This is a genomic window from Pseudomonas viciae (assembly GCF_004786035.1).
Lineage (GTDB): Bacteria > Pseudomonadota > Gammaproteobacteria > Pseudomonadales > Pseudomonadaceae > Aquipseudomonas > Aquipseudomonas viciae.
In genome coordinates this window covers 5,583,973-5,603,114 of the sequence record NZ_CP035088.1, presented here as the reverse complement: position 1 = coordinate 5,603,114, position 19,142 = coordinate 5,583,973, and the positions used below count along the sequence as shown (strand labels likewise).

Here is a 19,142-nt window from a genome sequence, read left to right as displayed (position 1 = left end):
ACGGGGTGAACTTCTGTTTTAACGCGGATTTCTATAGCTTTGTCTGTTTGTAACAAAAAACTAACTAAGGTCGTCGGAAAGGGATGTTTCTAATGAAGCGTTTATTCTGCTTAGCTGCGCTTGCGGCTGCATTGCTGGGGCACACTTACACTGCGCAGGCAGCGGGTGTGGAGTTCGGAGTCGGCCAGACCAGTGACTCGACTATGACTTATCGCCTGGGGATGCAATTCGATTGGGACAAAAGCTGGTTGCAGAGCGATATGGGGCGCCTGACCGGCTACTGGAGCGGTGCCTATACGTATTGGGACGGAGACAAGACATCCAGTAACCACAGCCTGTCGTTCTCGCCGGTCTTCGTGTATGAGTTTTCCGGGCAGAACGTGAAGCCTTACATCGAGGCGGGTGTTGGGGTTGCGCTGTTCGCGGATACCGAAGTTGAAGACAATAAGCTGGGAACGGCTTTCCAGTTCGAGGATCGCATCGGTTTCGGCCTGCGCTTTAACGGCGGACATGAAGTGGGCATCCGCGCCACTCACTATTCCAATGCGGGTATCAAGTCGACCAACGACGGTGTGGAGAGTTACGCGTTGCATTACACCATGCCGCTGTAACGCTCGCCCCTGTGGGAGCGGGCTTGCTCGCGAAAGCGTGGTGTCAGGCACTTCGGTGTTGGCTGATCCGATGCTTTCGCGAGTAAACCCGCTCCCACAGAAGTCGCGTTGATTTCCTACCGATACGCCGTCGCAATCCCCAAGCGTTCTTCAATGCACTCCGGCGCGCCCATCTCGAATTCGCGGCAGATCAGCGGGCGTTTTTCGTAGATCGTGCACATCATGCTGTCGCGATCCAGGGCCGCGCACCAGCCGTCGTCGAGCCGCAGCATCACTTCCCCGCCCCAATCGTCCGTATCGATAAAACGTTCCGGGACGCCGGTGTCGGTGATCAGCATCACTTCCAACTGGCAGCAGCATGCCGCGCACGTCGAGCAAGTGACGACCGGAGCGGCAATTTCATGGAGGGGAATGGTTTTCATGGCGCGCAGTGTAAGGCAACCGGGCTGTTCAGGGTTGTCCCTTGATCGGGCACTTGTTACTCGCCTGACACGAGTCGATGTCTGCCTGCACGGTCTCGGTCGAAGAAGGCAGTGGCCAGAGCGCGGTCATGGTGGCGACGGGGAGAACCACTTCCTGCGGGCGTTCTTTGAGCTGTGTCAGGACGTGATGCGCTGCCGCTTCGGCCGTCCACCGGAGCGGGGCCGGAAAACAATCGTCGAGATTCGGCGATGGGTTGTCGACGCCTGAGTGAACCAGCGTCACATCGACGCCGTTGGGGGCCAGGTCAACACGAGCAGCGTCGAATAGATAACGCACCCCGCGCTCACCGGAGCCGGTGTGCGATGGTGTCAGGTAAGTCGCCGGGCTGGCGATCCCCACCAGATGAGACTCGTTGCCTGTGCGCAATAATGGCAAGGCTGCGTTGATGCAAAGGCTGGCCGCCAGCAGGTTGCTGCGTACGATGTGTTCGATGATCATATGGTCGATGGGCTGGCCATCAACGTATTCAGCGGTTCCGGCATTGAGAATGACGATGTCCAGAGCGCCCCATTGGCGGGTAATTTGCTCGCCGATCTCACGCACGGTCTGGCTGTCGGTCAAATCGCCGGGTACCGCCAGTACTTGGCCTGGATAGCGTGCCGAAAGGCCTTCACATGACCCCGCCGACCGCGAGCTGACGGCCAGGAGCGCACCCGTTTCGAGTATCGCTTCGGCCAAGGCCGCGCCGACTCCATTGCCCGCGCCGGTCAGCCAATATCGCGTAGGTGGTTCTAAAGCCATTCCATACTCCTCACGACGGGGCAGTGCTCAAGTTCGATATGAACTGTATGACCGCAGGGTTGAAATTGCATCTGGCGGGGGGCAATTTCATGTTCGCTGATCGCCCAGTCTCTCAATCGTCGCCTTTTCGCACCGCGAGATCTCTGAATGCTGACAGTGCGCGCGCCCGGGATTCGCTCAAGTCGACGATCGGAGAGGGGTAATCCACCCGATCAAACAATCCGCCCTGGGTATTTGGGCTATGGACCTGTTGCCTGTCGAGATCGTTCAGTTCAGGCAACCAGCGTTTGATGAACAAACCCTCGCGATCGAATTTCTCCGACTGGCTCAATGGGTTGAAGATTCGGAACCAGGGCGCCGAGTCCGTGCCGGTGGAGGCGCTCCATTGCCAACCGCCATTATTGGCGGCCAGGTCGCCGTCGATCAGGTGTTGCATGAAAAAGCGCTCACCCTCGCGCCAGTCGATCAGCAGGTTCTTGGTAAGAAACATCGCCACCACCATCCGCAAGCGGTTGTGCATCCAGCCGGTTTCCAGCAACTGACGCATGGCCGCATCAATAATGGGCAAGCCAGTTCGTGCCTGCTTCCAGGCCTCCAGTTCCTCGGGGGCCTTGCGCCAGGCCAACGCTTCGGTTTCCGGGCGAAACGCGCGATAGCGCGACACGCGTGGATAGCCCACCAGAATATGTTTATAGAACTCGCGCCAGAGCAATTCATTGATCCAGGTCACTGTTCCGACACTTCCGCTCTCGAATTCCCCCTGATTGGCTTGCAGCGCCGCGTGCAGGCATTGGCGCGGTGAAACTACGCCGGCCACCAGATAAGCCGAAATCTGGCTGGTGCCCGGTCTTGCTGGAAAATCCCGTTCACCCTGGTAGTCATCGAGGTGTTGCTCGACAAAGGTGTCCAAGCGTCGCCGGGCCTCGTCTTCACCGGCGGGCCAAAGTGCACGCAGCGCTTCACTGGCCAGGGTGAACCCTTCGACCTGCGTCGGTATTGGATCACTGGCGATACCGGTAGGCGCTTGCCGGGCGGGTGTGGCGACCAGGCTCGGCAGTGAGAAGTGCAAGCGGTTGTAGCAAACCTTGCGGAACTGGCTGAACACCTGGAAGTAATTCCCGGTCTTGGTCAGCACGCTGCCGGGCTTGAACAGCAACTGGTCAAGGTGGCTGTGAAACTCGATGGCCTGGCTCCTCAAGGCCTGGGCAACCTCGGCGTCGCGGCGGGTTTCGTTCAGGCCGTATTCTTCGTTGACGTGAACGGCGCTGATCTTCAGTTCGTCGCACAGCCTGAGGAGCACCTGCGATGCCTGATCCCAGAGCTGCGCGGGGCGGATCAGCAGGGGAATATTCAGCGCGTCCAGAGCGGCGCCCAGCGAGGCGAGGTTGCGCAACCAGAAATCGATCTTGCACGGTGCATCGTCATGGGCACGCCATTGTGCCGGGCTCGGCAAGTACACCGCTACGCATGGCCCCCGGGCTGCGGCCGACGCCAGGGCGGTGTTGTCGTGCACGCGCAAGTCGCTGCGCAGCCAGATCAGTTGCATGCTGTTTTCCATTTAAAGAAGTTCTCTGCGGCTCAGTTCGCGGTGAGCCGATAACGGGTCTTCGGCCCAGGTGACGTCAGTCATCGAGACGCTTGTGGATAACCTGGCGTGGTGAATAGACGCGGCCGAGCCGGCGATGATGATCGGGCAATCGATACCGCTCAGCAGTTTGGGCAGTTGGGACAGGTTCAGGGCGTTACTGGAATACAGCAGCACGCCGCGAGCCTTGAGGCGCTCGACCGCCAGGGCCAGTTCGCCCGCCGGTAGAGGCCCATCGAACACTTCCACCGGGCAGTCGGCGCTGCTGGCCAGCCAGGCCGTGAGCCAAAGTTGCGGTTCCAGGGGCAATTGCGAATGGTTGACCAGCAGCAACGGCGCGCCGCGTAGCTGACGGTTGTTGTGGTAGATCCGACTGCCGAATTTGCTGCGCAGCCAGGAGTACAGGAACACACGTTCCAGCTGCGCACCGAACTGGCCTTGCCAGCGCAATTGCAGCTCTGCGAGCAGGGGTAGCAGCAACTGCTCGCAGACGGTCCGGGGCGGGTACAGCGCGATGGCCTGATTGAGTAGATCATCAACCTGACGCTCAGCCAGTTGCGTCACCGCCAATACCAGGGCCTGACGCTGGCGCTGCCAATCGTTTTCTGGCGGTTCGGCAGGCGGCGGCGGTGTATCAAGCAACGGCTTGATCTTGCTCACGGCCACTCCGCGATTGATCCAGGTGAGGATGCTCAGGATCCGTTGCACGTGTTCGGCATTGAACAGTCGATGGCCCTTGGGGGTGCGGTGCGGCACGATCAAACCGTAACGGCGCTCCCAGGCCCGCAACGTGATGGCGTTGACGCCGGTTTGTCGGGCGACTTCGCGTATGGGGAGCCAGCCCTGCGCCAGGGCTTTTGCGAAATCGGCCCCCAGGTCTTCGCTGGCGCTGGAATCGGGTTCGTTCTTCATCAGATGGCGTTGCGCAAGCTGAGGTTTTCCGGATGCGGTTGCAGGTAGACCTGCTGCGCCAGGTAAGGATCGGGGTGCTGGCGCAGGTGATGCTTGAGCAAGGTCAGCGGTACCACCAGCGGCACGATGCCCTGGCGATACTGCCCGATCAGATGCTGCACTTCCTGCTTGTCTTCGGCGGTGATGGCGCGCTTGAGGTAACCGCTCAGGTGCTGCAACACATTGGTGTGGGTGCGGCGCGTGGCGCATTTTTTCAAGGCGGTCATCAGCGCGCTGAAATAGCGCGGGCCCAGTTCATTGGGATCGGCCTTGCCCATGCTGCCGAGCAAGTTGCCCAGGGCCTTGTATTGCACCGGGTTGTGGGCCATCAGCAGGTATTTGTAGCGCGAGTGAAATTTGATCAGATCGCGTCGGGTCAGGCCTTGGCGGCGCAACGGTTGCCAGGCGGCATAGGCGAACACCCGCGTCAGGAAGTTCTCCCGCAGTACCGGGTCGTTGAGGCGACCGTCTTCCTCCACTGGCAGGTCGGGGTGACGTTCGCAAAAGGCCTGGGCATAGATACCGCGTCCACCGCCGTCCTGCGGCACGCCATTGTGGTCGTAGACTTTCACCCGCTCCAGCCCGCAGGACGGCGATTTCTGCATGAAAATGTAGCCGCAGAGGTCACTCAGTTCCGCTGCCATCTGTTGCCCGTATTCGGCCAGTGGTCGGGTCACGTCAAGGTCACGGTTTACCGTGCCAACGGCCTCGGGGTGCGCGACATCGCCCACCAGCCGGATTGGCTCCCGAGGGATGCCCAGGCCAATGGCGACTTCCGGGCACACCGGCACGAAATCGAAGTAATCGACCAAGCTGCGGCTGCACAGCTGCGATTGCTTGTGCCCGCCGTTAAAGCGAACTTCAGCACCCATCAGGCAGGCGCTGATGGCAATTTTCGGTTTGGTGACGGTTGCGTTGGGCATGGTGAACCTCTGATTGCTCAATCCTGTACAGAAAACTAATTTTGTACAATATTTTCATCATAGGTTCGAACCTACACAAGTCAATTCGTTTTGTGCAAGGAAGTGCTTTGGAGGGTTCTTTTCGCAGATGGGCTGCTGTCTCTTTCGACAGCAGCGGGTGAGGTGGGGGGATGCGATCTACTGCAGGCTGGCGTGCAGGCGACGTGCGGCTTCCTGGCCACTGAGCCACGCACCTTCGACGCGCCCGGACAGGCACCAGTCGCCACAGACATACAGGCCCAGATCAGCATCGGCCAGGGCGCCCCATTCATGGTTGCCAGCAGGGCGGGCATAGAGCCAGCGATGAGCGACGCTGAAGCTCGGGGCAGGCATGGCGCTGTGCAGCAGTTCGGCGAAGGCACCGTGAAGCTGTTCGATCACGGCTTCCTTGGACAGGTCGATGTGCTGCCGACTCCACTCGCTGGTGGCGTGCAATACCCAGGTGTCGAGCTGACTGTCGCGCCCCGGTTTGCTGCGGTTGCGGGCCAGCCAATCGAGTGGGCTGTCCTGTACGAAGCAGCCCTCCATGGGCGTATCCAGCGGTGTTTCGAAGGCCAGGGCCACCGCCCAGGTCGGGTCCATTTTTACCCCGGCTGCCACGCCGGCGAGCTTCGGTACGGCCGCCAGCAATGCGGTGGCCTGGGGCGCGGGCGTGGCGATCACCACCTGGCCGAAGGGGCCATGGGTGAAGCCTTCTGCGTCTTGCAGATGCCAGTGTTCCTGGCCCCGGTACACCTCGGTGATTCGGCAAGAGAACTGCACTTGCAACTTGCCGAGCAGGGCGCGGGTGATGGCGCTCATGCGCGGGGTACCGACCCAGCGGGTCTGCTCGTCTGGCGAAGGGCTCAGTTGTCCGCCCTGGAAGTTATAGAGTTGCGGGTTCCATTCCGCGGCCCAGCCATTGGCTTGCCAGCGCTGGACTTCCATGACAAAACGGCGATCGCGGGCGGTGAAGTATTGCGCGCCCATGTCGAGCGCGCCGGCATCGCTGCGTTTGCTCGACATACGTCCGCCGCTGCCATGGCTTTTATCGAAGAGTTGAACGACATGCCCGGCCTCCGTCAGGGCCTGGGCGGCTGAGAGTCCGGCGATGCCGGTGCCGATGATTGCGATAGGTACAGTCATGAGGGCCTCGTTTACCTTTCTGTACAGACTACGCCGTCGTTTAAACCTGTACAATTCGGGTTTTTGGTATAAGTTTCACCGTTCGCATTTGGACAGGTTGTCCTATTGTTAAACACAGACTCTGCCCGATACGAAAAATCCCTGCTTATAAAAATAGACTAGTGGGCCGATTAAAACGCGATGCGAGGAACATCTCATGCACATATTGCTGACCGGCGGTACTGGTTTGATCGGACGTCAGCTCTGCCGCCTCTGGTTGGAGCAGGGACATCGCTTGACGGTATGGAGTCGTCGACCTGAAGAGGTGGCAAAAATCTGCGGTGCGCAGGTACGCGCAATTGCCCAGCTCGATGAGCTTGGCGAGTCGGTGGATGCGGTGGTCAACCTCGCGGGTGCGCCGATTGGCGACCGCCCTTGGAGCCACAAACGCAAGCTGTTGCTATGGAGCAGCCGCATCACCCTGACTGAAAATTTGCTGGCGTGGATGGAGCGTTGCGAGCAAAAACCGCAGGTGATGATTTCAGGTTCCGCAGTGGGGTGGTACGGCGACGGCGGTGAGCGTGAGTTGACCGAGGAATCGGGACCGGTCAGCGAGGATTTCGCCAGCCAGTTATGCATCGCCTGGGAAGAAACCGCGCAGCGGGCCGAGGCCATGGGCGTGCGTGTGGTACTGATTCGTACTGGCCTGGTCCTGTCTGCCGAGGGCGGCCTTTTGTCGCGGCTGTTGCTGCCGTTCAAACTGGGGCTGGGCGGGCGTATCGGCAGTGGTCGGCAGTGGATGCCGTGGGTTCACATTGACGATCAAATCGCCCTGATTGATTTTCTCCTGCACCGCTTTGATGCCAGCGGTCCTTATAATGCCTGCGCGCCGAACCCGGTGCGCAACCGCGATTTTGCCAAGGCCCTGGGGAAGGTATTGCATCGACCTGCCGTGGTGCCGATGCCGGAATTGGTGCTGAAAGTTGCCCTGGGAGAGTTGTCATTGCTGTTGCTGGGTGGTCAGCGGGCCACGCCAGCGCGATTGCAGGCGGCGGGTTTCACTTTTCGGTTTACTGATTTGCCTGCGGCCCTGGACGACTTGTCGGGCCGCCTTTGAAATAGGACGTTGCATGACCGATCACGCGTTGCTTCTGGTGAATCTGGGTTCGCCTGCTTCCACCTCGGTGGCCGATGTGCGCCGCTACCTCAATCAATTTCTGATGGACCCGTACGTCATTGACCTGCCATGGCCGGTGCGGCGCTTGCTGGTGTCGCTGATCCTGATCAAGCGTCCCGAGCAGTCGGCCCACGCCTATGCCTCGATCTGGTGGGACGAGGGTTCGCCGCTGGTGGTGCTCAGCCGTCGGCTGCAGCAGGCCATGACGGCTCAATGGACCCAGGGTCCGGTGGAGCTGGCGATGCGTTATGGCGAGCCGTCGATTGAGTCGACGTTGGTACGCCTGGCGAGCCGGGGTCACAAGAACATCACGTTGGCGCCGCTGTATCCGCAGTTCGCTGACAGCACCGTGACCACGGTGATCGAGGAAGCCAAGCGGGTGGTGCGGGCCAGGAAGCTCAATGTGCAGCTCTCGATTCTCCAGCCGTTCTACGATCAGCCGGAGTACCTCGATGCCTTGGTCGCCAGCGCCAAACCGTATCTGATGCAAGATTACGATCATCTGCTGCTGAGTTTCCACGGCTTGCCGGAGCGGCATCTGACCAAGCTCGACCCGACCGGCTTTCATTGTTTCAAGGATGCCGATTGCTGCAAGAACGCACCGCCGGAGGTCATGGCGACGTGTTACCGCGCGCAGTGCATTCGTACCGCCGAGCTGTTCGCCCAGAAAATGGGGTTGAAGGACGGCCAGTGGTCGGTGTCGTTTCAGTCGCGGCTGGGCCGCGCCAAGTGGATCGAGCCGTACACCGAGGTGCGCCTGGCTGAGTTGGCCAAGGGCGGCGTGAAGAAAGTGCTGGTGATGTGCCCGGCGTTCGTGGCCGATTGCATCGAGACTCTGGAGGAAATCGGTGATCGCGGGCGTGAGCAGTTCCGCGAGGCTGGGGGGGAGGAGTTGGTGCTGGTGCCGTGTCTCAATGACCAGCCGCAGTGGGTCAAGGCGTTGAGTACGCTATGTGAACGGGCGCCTATAGCGCTATAAGGAAAAACCTGTGGCGAGGGAGCTTGCTCCCGCTCGAGTGCGAAGCGCTCGCAAAGTTTGGGGTTGCTGCGCAACCCAGCGGGAGCAAGCACCCTCGCCACATTAGGTTCAGGCTGATTTACAGAAGCGGCTCATCGGCCTTCTTCTGCTTCCAACCGTCATTGCCCGGCAGCAGCAGGTTCAGGGCGATCGCCACCACCGCGCACAACGCGATGCCTTTGAGGCCGAAGTCGTCCGGGCCGCTGCCGGTACCCACCAACATGCCGCCAATACCAAACACCAGCGTCACCGAGACGATTACCAGATTGCGCGCCTCCCCCAGGTCGATCTTGTGGCGGATCAGCGTATTCATGCCCACCGCCGCGATCGAACCGAACAACAGGCACAGAATCCCGCCCATCACCGGCACCGGGATGCTCTGCAACAGCGCGCCGAACTTGCCGATGAACGCCAGGCTGATGGCGAAGATCGCCGCCCAGGTCATGATTTTCGGGTTGTAGTTCTTGGTCAGCATCACCGCGCCAGTGACCTCGGCGTAGGTGGTGTTGGGCGGGCCGCCGAACAGGCCGGCGGCGGTGGTGGCAACGCCGTCACCGAACAGGGTGCGATGCAGGCCGGGGTTTTTCAGGTAGTCACGACCGGTCACGCTGCCCACGGCAATCACCCCGCCGATGTGCTCGATGGCCGGCGCCAGGGCCACCGGCACGATGAACAGGATCGCCTGCCAGTTGAACTCCGGCGCGGTGAAGTTCGGCAGGGCGAACCACGGTGCGGCGGCGATCTTTGCGGTGTCCACCACACCAAAATAAAACGCCATGGCAAAGCCCACCAGCACACCGGAAATAATCGGCACCAGGCGGAAAATGCCTTTGCCGAACACCGCGACGATCAGGGTGGTGAGCAGGGCCGGCATCGAAATCATCATCGCGGTTTGATAATGAATCAGCTCGGTGCCGTTGCCGGCCTTGCCCATCGCCATGTTCGCGGCAATCGGCGCCATCGCCAGGCCAATGGAAATGATCACCGGACCGATGACCACCGGCGGCAGCAGTCGGTCGATGAACCCGGTGCCCTTGACCTTCACTGCCAGGCCCAGGAACGTATAGACGAAACCGGCCGCCATCACGCCGCCCATGGTCGCCGCCAGGCCGAACTGGTCCTTGGCGAGGATGATCGGGGTGATGAAGGCAAAGCTGGATGCCAGGAATACCGGTACCTGCCGGCGGGTGACGATCTGGAACAGGATCGTTCCCAAGCCTGCGGTGAACAGCGCCACGTTTGGGTCCAGCCCCGTGATCAGCGGCATCAGGACCAGTGCGCCGAAGGCGACGAACAGCATCTGGGCACCGGACAGTACCTGGCGCCAGAGCGGATCGTTGAACTCGTCCTGCATGCTCAAGCGTCCTTCTGCTTGGTGCCGAAGATCTTGTCGCCGGCGTCGCCCAGGCCCGGGATGATGTAGCCGTGCTCGTTGAGTTTCTGGTCGATGGAGGCGGTGTAGATGGTCACATCAGGGTGAGCGTCATGCACGGCCTTGATGCCTTCGGGGGCGGCGACCAGCACCATGGCGCGGATGTCCCGGCAGCCGGCTTTTTTCAACAGGTCGATGGTGGCGACCATGGAGCTGCCGGTGGCGAGCATCGGGTCGATGATCATGGCCAGGCGCTCGTCGATTTCCGGTACCAGTTTCTCCAGATAGGTGTGAGCCTGCAGGGTCTGCTCGTTGCGAGCCACGCCCACGGCGCTGACCTTGGCGCCCGGGATCAGGCTCAGCACGCCTTCGAGCATGCCGATGCCGGCGCGCAGGATCGGCACCACGGTGATCTTCTTGCCGGCGATTTTCTCTACCTGGACCGTACCGGCCCAGCCGTCGATTTCATAGGACTCCAGCGGCAGGTCCTTGGTGGCTTCGTAAGTGAGCAGGGCACCGACTTCCTGGGCGAGTTCGCGGAAGTTCTTCGTGCTAATGTCGGCGCGGCGCATCAGGCCGAGTTTGTGTCTGATCAGCGGATGGCGGATCTCGAGGATGGGCATGGGGAAGGCTCCGGCGGCGGGCAAAAAAACCGGCCTAGATTAATCTATCCGAGGGTGTTGTCCTATAGACAATACAGAACGTTAGTCCACAAACGCTTGATCTGGCCGGGCGGGATGCGTACCTTTGCCGGCTTTTCCGAACCCCTCCCTCCCCTTAACCTCTCCTGGAGAGCGCCATGTCTGCTGATCTCGAGCATATCCGTCAAATCATGCGAGAGGCTGACTGCCTGTACACCGAAGCCGAAGTCGAAGCGGCTATCGCCCGTGTCGGTGCACAAATCAACGACCAACTGGCCGAGACCAACCCAGTGGTGTTCTGCGTCATGAACGGCGGGTTGATTTTCTCCGGCAAGCTGCTGACCTATCTGAACTTCCCGCTGGAAGCGTCCTACCTGCACGCCACCCGTTATCGCAATGAAACCAGCGGCGGTGATCTGTTCTGGAAAGCCAAGCCGGAAGTCTCGTTCATCGACCGCGACGTGCTGATCATCGACGACATCCTCGACGAAGGTCACACCCTGGGCGCGATCATCGATTTCTGCAAACACGCCGGCGCTCGCGCCGTGCACACTGCCGTACTGATCGACAAGGACCACGACCGCAAGGCCCGTCCTGACTTGAAAGCCGACTTCGTTGGCCTGCCGTGCATTGACCGCTACATCTTCGGCTACGGTATGGATTACAAGGGCTACTGGCGCAACGCCAATGGTATTTTTGCCGTCAAGGGAATGTAATCGATGACTCGGCCGGGCTTTCTGGATCAAGTGCTGTTCGCTGAATTGGCCGAGAAAGCCGCGGCCAGTCCTCGCGGGCGCCAGCACCACAATTTTCATCAGATGGACGAGCCTTGCCATCGCATGGCGGTTGGCTTGCAACCCTCGACCTACATCCCGCCGCATCGCCATCTGAGCGCCGACAAGGCTGAAACCTTGCTGGTGCTCAAGGGCCGGCTCGGGGTGTTGATTTTTGATGAGGCCGGTGCGGTGCTGGACAAGCGCGTCCTGCAGGCCGGCGGCGATTGCCTCGGTGTCGACCTGCCGGCCGGTGTGTATCACGGCCTGGTGGTGCTGGAGGCCGACAGCCTGATGTTCGAATGCAAGGCCGGCCCTTACCGGCCCGTGGGCGAGGGTGAACTGGCCCACTGGGCGCCCCGTGAAGGCGAGGCGGGTGCGGCGCAATATCAAGCCTGGATGCGCGCGCAGTTCGATTGACCGCTGCGGCAGTTGGGCTTTTGTGGCGAGGGAGCAAGCTCCTCGCCACAAAAAGCGCCGTGGCCACAAATCAATCAGGCCAGTTTTGAGTGAGCGCTGCTAGCGGCCAGCCACTGCTCGCTTTTGATCCGCGCCTGCTCCAGGGTTTGCACATACGCCAATTGGCGCTGCTCGCGATGAATACCGGCGCGGCGCAACTTCAGGCGCACCCGTGGTGCGGTCGCTACCAGAATCAGGCCGATGCCCTGTTTGCGGTAATCCTTCAGGATATTTTCAAAAGCAGCCAGCGCGGTCATGTCCAGCATCGGTACAGCGCTCATTTCCACCACCACCACCCGCACCCCCGGATCGAACTTGCGCAACACATCAAGGGCTTTTTCTGCCGCCCCGAAGAACAGCGGCCCACGAATCCCGTAGCAGCGCACATGCTCGGGCATGTCCAGCAAGGCTTGATGGAAGTGGCGCGGCAGTTCGGCGCTGTCCGTCAACTCGCTCATGCGTTTGATGAACAGCCCGGCGGCCAGCAGCAGGCCGACGGCGACGGCCATGACCATATCGAACAAGACAGTCAGGCTCAGGCAGGTCAGCAGCACCAGCACGTCGCTGCGCGGGGCGATGCGCAGGGTGTGCAGCACGTGTCCGGCTTCGCTCATGTTCCAGGCCACTATCACCAGTAGCGCCGCCAGGGCCGCCATTGGCAAGTAGCTGAACAATGGCGCCAGCAGCACCATCGCCAGCAGCACCACGAGGCTATGAATGATTGCGGCCAGAGGTGACGAGGCGCCACTGCGCACATTGGTCGCGCTGCGGGCAATGGCGGCCGTGGCGGTGATGCCGCCGAACAGCGGCGCCACGACGTTGCCCAGGCCTTGGCCGATCAGCTCGGCGTTGGGATCGTGCTTGCTGCCGGTCATGCCGTCCGCCACCACGGCGCACAACAGCGACTCGATGGCGCCGAGCATGGCAATGGCGAAGGCCGGGCCCAGCAATTGGCGGATCAGGTCATAGGAAAGCGCCAGGGGGTGGCCCTGGCCGTCAGGCAGGTTCCATGGCCAGTCAAAACTTGGCAAAAACGGCGGGATGCCGGGGTAGCTGATGCCATCGACCACGTAGCTGAAGCGCTCGCCCAATGTCGCGACCGGCCATCCGCTGCGTTCCAGCGCCAGTCCCAGTAGCGCCCCGACCAGCAAGGCCACCAGATGCCCGGGAACCCGCGGCACCCAGCGTGGCCAGGCAATCAGCACCGCCAGGCACGCGACGCCGATGATGCCATCGCCGAGTCGGGCACTGGGCAGCGCCACGATCAATTCGCCCAATTGCTCGATGTAGTGCTTGGCTTGCCCGACGGTGGTCAGCCCCAGCAGATCCTTGAGTTGCAAGGTGGCGATGACCACGCCGATCCCGGCGGTAAAACCAAGGATCACCGGATAGGGGATGTATTGGATCAGCCGTCCGGCGCGCATCAATCCCAAGGCGATCAGGATCAGGCCTGCGAGCATGGTGCACAACAACAGGCCGCCGAGGCCGTATTGTTGGGTGATGGGCAGCAAGATCACCACGAACGCCGCCGTCGGCCCGCTGACATTGAAGCGCGAGCCACCGGTAAGGGCGATCAAGGGGGCGGCCACTAATACCGTGTACAAGCCGTGTTGCGGCGGGACACCGACGGCAATGGCCAGGGCCATGGCCAGTGGAATGGCGATAATGCCAACGGTCAGGCCGGCCACAAGATCGCCGCGCAGGCGCTCAAGGGTGTAGCCGGCACGCCAGGTTTGGCGCCAAGCGGCGAATAACGGTGGGGCGGAGAAGGACATGGGCACTCCACGCACGAAAGAAAGGGATACATCCTGAGCTTTGCCAAACACAGAACCCGTGGCAAGGACGCTTGCTCCCGCAGGACCGTAGGAACTGTCGAGTGCAACCAGGCTGCGATCTTTCCCCCGCCACTTGAATCTCAAACGAAAAATCAGAAGATCGCAGCCTTTGGCAGTTCCTACCGCAACCCAGCGGGAGCAAGCTCCCTCGCCACAAGGGCAGACACCGGAAGGCCGGGGCTGATGGCTCCTTGAGTATGCCGTGCTCGTTGCGCGGATGTATTGATCTGGATCGTTATTTTTACCACCTGGGCTCATGCTAGAGTGCCGGGCCAAGACCCTGGAGCCTGTCATGAGTGTACTGACCCGCCGCTGCGCCGCTCTGCTGCTGATGTCCAGCCTGCCCCTGGCGGCTGTTGCCGCGCCGATGCACAGCCAGTTCCTGCCGCCCGACGACTTGGTGCTGCGTCAGGAGCAGCCCGAACAGCAGCAATTGCTGCAGGTCACCGAATATTCGGTGGTGTTGGGCAATCAGCGTCAGTCCAACCAGCAACCAATCCCGGTAACCTCGCCATTGCTGGTGCGCCTCAAGGGCAAGCCCCTGAACAAGGGCGCCACCCTCAACCAGGTGATCCTTAATTTCGACGGCGAAAGCAAAAGCCTGAAGAAGCCGGTTTTCGACGAGGCGAGCAAGACCCTGACCCTGTCTTATCCACAGGCTCAGTACCGGGTGGTCATCGATCTGCTGCGCCACGACACCGTATACGTGCAGTTCCTCAGCTACGCCAATGGCCATATCTGGGCCGACCTGCACACCGGTGCCGAACGCCCGCGTTGAGCCCCAGGGCCTGGCGGGGGTAAACTGCTCGCCCCGTGAACTGTGCGAGCTGGAGCCGGCAATGCGTAAAGACAAGAAACAAGTGATTGGTGACGAAATTGGCGATGAACAGATCAAGCTGTTCCTCAATTTCGAGCCGATCGATGCCACTTCGCCGTCGCTGCACAAGCTGATCAAGGGCTACCGCGGCCTGCGGGTCGACGATTTCGAGCGGTTCCTGACGTTTTTCGTCGAGGCCGGCTACGACCTCAATGGCAAGGATGAGCATGGCAACGATTTTGTTGCGCTGATCCAGGACCAGCGCAATGCCGAGGAATATATTGCGTTGATCAATAAGGCGCGTGGCTGAGCGCGTTAGAGGCCATGTCAACGCCCTTCGGGGCGCTTGAATGTTCTTATTAAGTATCCCCATTACTTGTTCAAGAAAGTCCGAAAGGTTATGTCACCATTCGGGCTGTTTTGTTTTGTCCGGGTTTCCATTACTTTTGCGTTGAAGCCAAGTGGTTTCAATTCAATCGTTTAAATGGAGCTGTGTTCATCATGGAAGATAAAAATACCTATATCGCCGGAGCGTTATTGGCTTTGGTTGGCTGTTTGGCAAGTTCGATTTCCAATGCGTTCGATGAAATCGTCAATGTGGAAATATTCAACGCAACGTCAGCGGTCATTGTTCCGGGCCGCGATTTCACCTGGTCCCAGGCCCCGGAAAATGCAGGCCACGGCTTTTTTGTGGGTCCCGGCGAGAGTCAGGAGTTAACCTATTATCTGCCCCAATCGCGTGCCGAGCGGGAGTCGTTTACTTATACTCAAGGAAACCGCGCCTGTCATTTCAGTTTCGGGCATATCGCTAAAGCGCCGGTGAGTGATGGGCAGACAATGCCCTATCGTCGCTGGGCTGAAGCGAAGCCGGCAGGTTCCTGTGTCGCAGAGTTGTTGGAAGTTGAAGATGACGACGATTATGTTCGTCATGGCGGAACACGCATCAAGTTCAGCATGAAGTAATAAAGCAGAAATTAAAAAGCCTCCCGTTTGCACGGGAGGCTTTTTTATAAGTACGCAGTATCAGGCGTAACTTTGAGCCTTGTTGTCTTCAACCAGTTCCAGCGCGATGTTGTTCTGCGTGCTGATCTTGTGATACAGCGCCGCGTCGGTTTCCAGCACTTTTTCCCGGGCCGGGAAGATGTGTGCGAGCTTGGCCGCCCACTCACCCTTGGCCTTGTCCGGGAAGCAGCGCTCAATCAGTTCCAGCATGATCGAAACGGTCACCGAAGCGCCTGGCGAGGCGCCGAGCAGGGCGGCGAGGGTGCCGTCCTTGGCCGCCACCAGCTCGGTGCCGAACTGTAGGACGCCGCCTTTCTTCGGGTCTTTCTTGATGATCTGCACCCGTTGGCCGGCCACTTCCAGGCGCCAGTCCTCGGCTTTCGCTTCGGGGTAGAAGCGGCGCAGGGACTCCAAACGTTGCTCCATGGACTGCATCACTTCGCTGATCAGGTACTTGGTCAGGTCCATGTTGTCCCGGGCCACGGCCAGCATCGGGCCGATGTTGCCGGCGCGTACCGACAGCGGCAGGTCCATGATCGAACCGTGCTTGAGGAACTTGGTGGTGAAACCGGCGTAGGGTCCGAACAGCAGGGATTTCTTGCCATCGACCACGCGCGTGTCCAGGTGCGGCACCGACATCGGTGGCGAGCCCACTGCGGCCTGGCTGTAGACCTTGGCCTGGTGGTGCTTGACCACTTCCGGGTTGTCGCAACGCAGCCATTGGCCGCTGACCGGGAAGCCGCCGAAACCTTTGCTCTCTTCGATGCCCGAGGCCTGGAGCAGCGGCAACGCAGCACCACCGGCGCCGAGGAACACGAACTTGGCATCGACTTCGCGGCTGCTGCCGGAGTTGACGTCCTTGATGCTCACGGTCCAGCCACTGCCGTTGCGCTTGAGGCCGGTGACGCGCTTGCAGTACTTGACCTGAGTGTCCGGGGCGCTGGTCAGGTGCTTGAGCAACTGATTGGTCAGGGCCCCGAAGTTGACGTCGGTCCCCTTCATGATGCGGGTGGCGGCAATGACTTCGTCAGCCGGCCGGCCTGGCATCATCAGCGGCATCCATTCGGCCATCTTGGCCTTGTCTTCGGTGTATTCCATGTCGGCGAAGGCGTGGTGCTGGCGCATCAGTTCGAAGCGCTTCTTCAGGAACGACACGCCTTTCTCACCCTGCACGAAACTCAGGTGCGGCACCGGGGCGATGAACGATTTGGATGAGCCGAACGTGCCTTTTTTTGTCAGGTACGTCCAGAACTGCTTCGACACCTCGAACTGGGTGTTGATGTGCACGGCTTTCTTGATGTCGACACTGCCATCGGCTGCCTGGGGCGTGTAATTGAGCTCACACAGCCCGGCGTGGCCGGTACCGGCGTTGTTCCATGGGTTGGAACTCTCCGCGGCCCCGGAATCCATCAGCTCGACGACTTCCAGCGAGATCGCGGGGTCGAGCTCCTTGAGCAGTACGGCCAGGGTGGCACTCATGATGCCGGCCCCTACCAGAACTACATCGACTGCTTCGTTATGCGCCATTTAACGCGTCTCCAAAATCTGCAGCACCAAATTGTCGGCATAGCGGCCAGGATTGGCGGGGCAGGTCAGTTGCGCCCCAGGTATCCATGGCCAGGATCGCCATGTCCGAATCTTCGCAATTTTTCGCACCTACTGCGGATGCATGCAGCCTGGCCTCAAGAGTCACATGAACTCATTTAAGCGCCGGGCAGGCAATTCGACTTATGGCCGAGACATCCGTTCGTGCAACCAAATCCGTAGCGGACAGGCTTCAGGCGCCAGTTCTTGAGCGATATCCGGTCCTGTGTCGTTGGGCTGTTTCAGACGCTAATGGTGCTTGTTCAGACGCAAAACTATTCATTTGCTCGCCACACTCTCGTGAAGTTGTGAAAACCCGTTTTTTCACGCTCTTTTGAAGACGTGAACCTCAAAAAAGGGCTGTCCCAGCCTGGCACCGCGCCCGGTTTGGTTGCCCCCATGTAGTACATGACAGGCAAAACGGGCAGACAGCTCAGTGACCGAGCGTAATGACAGCTCTGCAGATTCGCGAAAAGTGGTGTTTTGCCCGGGAACAGCAGGCGCGCCAGCTTCACTCGATCTGTGTGGGCGGCTCTCTGTGGGCGTTGCGGGGTGCCAATACCAGCGCATCGGCGGTGTTGCGAGGCCCGATCAGGAGACGTCCTTATAATCGGGGGGAGATTGTATCGAAGAAACGCAGGGAAATGGTCGTGTTTAATGACTTTTATTAGGCGTCCGGTCAGATGGTCAACAACTGCCGGTTACGTGCGCGAGCCGCAAGTGCTTGCACGCGTGCGCTGGCGGGCAATGGCTGGTGCAACCAGTTGAGGCGGATCTCCTCGATTTCCACCCAACCTTCGCCCATGGGCTGCAGGCTGCACTGCTTGAAGGCCTGGCAACGGCCGTTGCGATCGAGCAGGGCGAAGCTGCGGTGATGTGGGCGCGGGGTGAACAGGGAAATAAGGTAGCGCATGATCGGATACCGGGTCGGTGAGCTTGGGGCAAGCCTGACAGCTGGCCATGACATGCCGGTGTAAGGATCGTGACAATGGGGTGACAGGAACCGGTAATGCCGGCCCGTGTCAGACATTTCAGTATTCATCGTAAGGCGCTAGTTCACCGCGATGGCGCACCGCTATACTGCCGGCCTGTTTGTGCCCGATTCTGGAGAGAAGAGCATGTTGCAACGCCTGTTGTTCGGTTTGATCGCTGTGACCAGTCTGACCCTCGTCGGCTGCGCCCACAGCCCGCAACAACTTAACCCGCAGCCCACGCTCAATGCCCAACTGGCGCCTGTGGGTCGCGGCCAGCCGGTGGTGGTGCGGGTCGTGGATGGTCGTCCGTCGCCGACGCTCGGCACCCGTGGCGGGCTGTACCCGGAAACCAGCGTGATCACCGTGCAGGGCGCGCAGATCCTGCCCAAGCTGCAGGCCCAGGCTGAAGCAGCGGTGCGTTTGCTGGGTTTCACCCCCACCGCCAATGCCATGAATGCGCCGCAATTGACCGTCACCCTGGCTGAGCTCAAGTACCAGTCGCCCAAGGAAGGCATGTACGTGACCGAAGCGACCATCGGCGCGACCTTCCGCTCCGACGTGCAGAACGCCAACCGCCGCTACAGCGGCCGTTACGGCGCCTCCCTGGACCAGCGTTTCGGCATGGCGCCCAACCAGGAAACCAACACCAAGCTGGTCAGCGACGTATTGAGCGATGCCCTGACCCGGCTGTTCAAGGACCCGACCATTGGTCAGGTGCTGGCTGAGTAAGTATTACGTCCCATAAACCCTGTGGGGGCGAGCAAGCTCGCTCCCACAGGGTTTTTTATGGGCGAGATCTTCACGCTGCCTGGGAATAAAACTCCAGCACACTGATCCCGGTCAGCAGGTCGGTCTCGGGCAGGTCGGCGTGTTGATGGCCGCCGAGGGCGCAATACACCAGCCAGTGTCGATCTTGCACGTTGAAGGACAGGCTGCCGACGAGGTTCTGTTGTTCTTCGCTCGGGCTGATGAGGTAGAGACGATCCTGGTTTTCGGCGTGAAGCATGATGGGGTCCGTGCAGGTTTGAAGGGCGACAGAGTGGCCTGCTCAGA

The 19,142-nt window shown here is 60.4% G+C and carries 21 protein-coding genes; 9 read left to right on the top strand and 12 right to left on the bottom strand.

From position 1 onward, the window contains the following. The first annotated feature begins 92 nt into the window (after positions 1–92). A complete protein-coding gene (locus EPZ47_RS24830; protein ID WP_135847139.1) occupies positions 93–611 on the top strand; it encodes an acyloxyacyl hydrolase in 519 nt (172 codons plus the stop codon). 116 nt (positions 612–727) lie between these two features. Here EPZ47_RS24830 and EPZ47_RS24825 read toward each other — a convergent pair whose 3' ends face one another. From EPZ47_RS24825 to EPZ47_RS24800, 6 genes are all read right to left on the bottom strand, one after another. Beyond that, the gene (locus tag EPZ47_RS24825) at positions 728–1,033 is read right to left on the bottom strand and encodes a YkgJ family cysteine cluster protein (protein WP_135847138.1); all 306 of its coding nucleotides are present in this window, start codon (positions 1,031–1,033) and stop codon (positions 728–730) included. 28 nt (positions 1,034–1,061) lie between these two features. Continuing rightward, a complete protein-coding gene (locus tag EPZ47_RS24820) occupies positions 1,062–1,835 on the bottom strand; it encodes an SDR family NAD(P)-dependent oxidoreductase (RefSeq protein WP_135847137.1) in 774 nt (257 codons plus the stop codon). 112 nt (positions 1,836–1,947) lie between these two features. After that, complete coding sequence (gene phrB, locus EPZ47_RS24815; RefSeq protein WP_135847136.1) at positions 1,948–3,381, bottom strand: deoxyribodipyrimidine photo-lyase; 1,434 nt, start codon at positions 3,379–3,381, stop codon at positions 1,948–1,950. A gap of 12 nt (positions 3,382–3,393) precedes the next feature. Next, positions 3,394–4,332 (bottom strand): MerR family transcriptional regulator, encoded by a 939-nt coding sequence (locus EPZ47_RS24810; protein ID WP_135847135.1) that lies wholly within the window; start codon positions 4,330–4,332, stop codon positions 3,394–3,396. Further along, a complete protein-coding gene (locus tag EPZ47_RS24805) occupies positions 4,332–5,294 on the bottom strand; it encodes a YbgA family protein (RefSeq protein ID WP_135847134.1) in 963 nt (320 codons plus the stop codon). Before EPZ47_RS24805 ends, EPZ47_RS24810 begins: the two co-directional genes overlap by 1 nt. Before the next feature lie 177 nt (positions 5,295–5,471). Beyond that, complete coding sequence (locus EPZ47_RS24800; protein WP_135847133.1) at positions 5,472–6,458, bottom strand: NAD(P)/FAD-dependent oxidoreductase; 987 nt, start codon at positions 6,456–6,458, stop codon at positions 5,472–5,474. 196 nt (positions 6,459–6,654) lie between these two features. Here EPZ47_RS24800 and EPZ47_RS24795 point away from each other — a divergent pair, with 196 nt between their 5' ends. Together EPZ47_RS24795 and hemH are read left to right on the top strand one after the other, a co-directional pair. Continuing rightward, positions 6,655–7,554, top strand: a complete 900-nt coding sequence (locus EPZ47_RS24795; protein WP_135847132.1) for a TIGR01777 family oxidoreductase — start codon at positions 6,655–6,657, stop codon at positions 7,552–7,554. A 13-nt stretch (positions 7,555–7,567) separates the two neighbouring features. Continuing rightward, positions 7,568–8,593: a ferrochelatase gene (gene hemH / locus EPZ47_RS24790; RefSeq protein ID WP_135847131.1), complete on the top strand. Its 1,026-nt coding sequence runs from the start codon at positions 7,568–7,570 to the stop codon at positions 8,591–8,593. 118 nt (positions 8,594–8,711) lie between these two features. Here the strand turns inward: hemH and EPZ47_RS24785 are convergent, their stop codons facing one another. Next, a complete protein-coding gene (locus EPZ47_RS24785; RefSeq protein WP_135847130.1) occupies positions 8,712–9,986 on the bottom strand; it encodes a uracil-xanthine permease family protein in 1,275 nt (424 codons plus the stop codon). A gap of 2 nt (positions 9,987–9,988) precedes the next feature. After that, positions 9,989–10,627, bottom strand: a complete 639-nt coding sequence (gene upp, locus EPZ47_RS24780) for a uracil phosphoribosyltransferase (protein ID WP_018606486.1) — start codon at positions 10,625–10,627, stop codon at positions 9,989–9,991. A gap of 176 nt (positions 10,628–10,803) precedes the next feature. Here upp and EPZ47_RS24775 point away from each other — a divergent pair, with 176 nt between their 5' ends. Together EPZ47_RS24775 and EPZ47_RS24770 are read left to right on the top strand one after the other, a co-directional pair. Next, complete coding sequence (locus tag EPZ47_RS24775) at positions 10,804–11,361, top strand: hypoxanthine-guanine phosphoribosyltransferase (protein ID WP_135847129.1); 558 nt, start codon at positions 10,804–10,806, stop codon at positions 11,359–11,361. 3 nt (positions 11,362–11,364) lie between these two features. Beyond that, complete coding sequence (locus EPZ47_RS24770) at positions 11,365–11,838, top strand: WbuC family cupin fold metalloprotein (protein WP_135847128.1); 474 nt, start codon at positions 11,365–11,367, stop codon at positions 11,836–11,838. A gap of 74 nt (positions 11,839–11,912) precedes the next feature. Here EPZ47_RS24770 and dauA read toward each other — a convergent pair whose 3' ends face one another. Then, the gene (dauA, locus tag EPZ47_RS24765) at positions 11,913–13,652 is read right to left on the bottom strand and encodes a C4-dicarboxylic acid transporter DauA (RefSeq protein ID WP_135847127.1); all 1,740 of its coding nucleotides are present in this window, start codon (positions 13,650–13,652) and stop codon (positions 11,913–11,915) included. A 352-nt stretch (positions 13,653–14,004) separates the two neighbouring features. Here dauA and EPZ47_RS24760 point away from each other — a divergent pair, with 352 nt between their 5' ends. The 3 genes from EPZ47_RS24760 to EPZ47_RS24750 all read left to right on the top strand — a co-directional run bounded on the left by EPZ47_RS24760 (position 14,005) and on the right by EPZ47_RS24750 (position 15,492). Continuing rightward, entirely contained in the window at positions 14,005–14,490 is a 486-nt protein-coding gene (locus EPZ47_RS24760; RefSeq protein ID WP_135847126.1) for a hypothetical protein, read from the top strand. Between the two features lie 61 nt (positions 14,491–14,551). Further along, positions 14,552–14,839 (top strand): PA4642 family protein, encoded by a 288-nt coding sequence (locus EPZ47_RS24755; RefSeq protein ID WP_135847125.1) that lies wholly within the window; start codon positions 14,552–14,554, stop codon positions 14,837–14,839. 191 nt (positions 14,840–15,030) lie between these two features. Next, the gene (locus EPZ47_RS24750) at positions 15,031–15,492 is read left to right on the top strand and encodes a hypothetical protein (RefSeq protein ID WP_135847124.1); all 462 of its coding nucleotides are present in this window, start codon (positions 15,031–15,033) and stop codon (positions 15,490–15,492) included. Between the two features lie 60 nt (positions 15,493–15,552). On the opposite strand, the gene mqo is transcribed toward EPZ47_RS24750, so the two are convergent. Further along, entirely contained in the window at positions 15,553–17,058 is a 1,506-nt protein-coding gene (gene mqo / locus EPZ47_RS24745) for a malate dehydrogenase (quinone) (protein WP_135847123.1), read from the bottom strand. Between the two features lie 736 nt (positions 17,059–17,794). Beyond that, positions 17,795–18,028 (bottom strand): hypothetical protein, encoded by a 234-nt coding sequence (locus tag EPZ47_RS24740; protein WP_135847122.1) that lies wholly within the window; start codon positions 18,026–18,028, stop codon positions 17,795–17,797. A gap of 205 nt (positions 18,029–18,233) precedes the next feature. Here EPZ47_RS24740 and EPZ47_RS24735 point away from each other — a divergent pair, with 205 nt between their 5' ends. Next, complete coding sequence (locus EPZ47_RS24735; protein WP_135847121.1) at positions 18,234–18,818, top strand: YajG family lipoprotein; 585 nt, start codon at positions 18,234–18,236, stop codon at positions 18,816–18,818. 70 nt (positions 18,819–18,888) lie between these two features. On the opposite strand, the gene EPZ47_RS24730 is transcribed toward EPZ47_RS24735, so the two are convergent. Beyond that, positions 18,889–19,095, bottom strand: a complete 207-nt coding sequence (locus EPZ47_RS24730; protein ID WP_135847120.1) for a hypothetical protein — start codon at positions 19,093–19,095, stop codon at positions 18,889–18,891. Between the last annotated feature and the right edge of the window lie 47 nt (positions 19,096–19,142).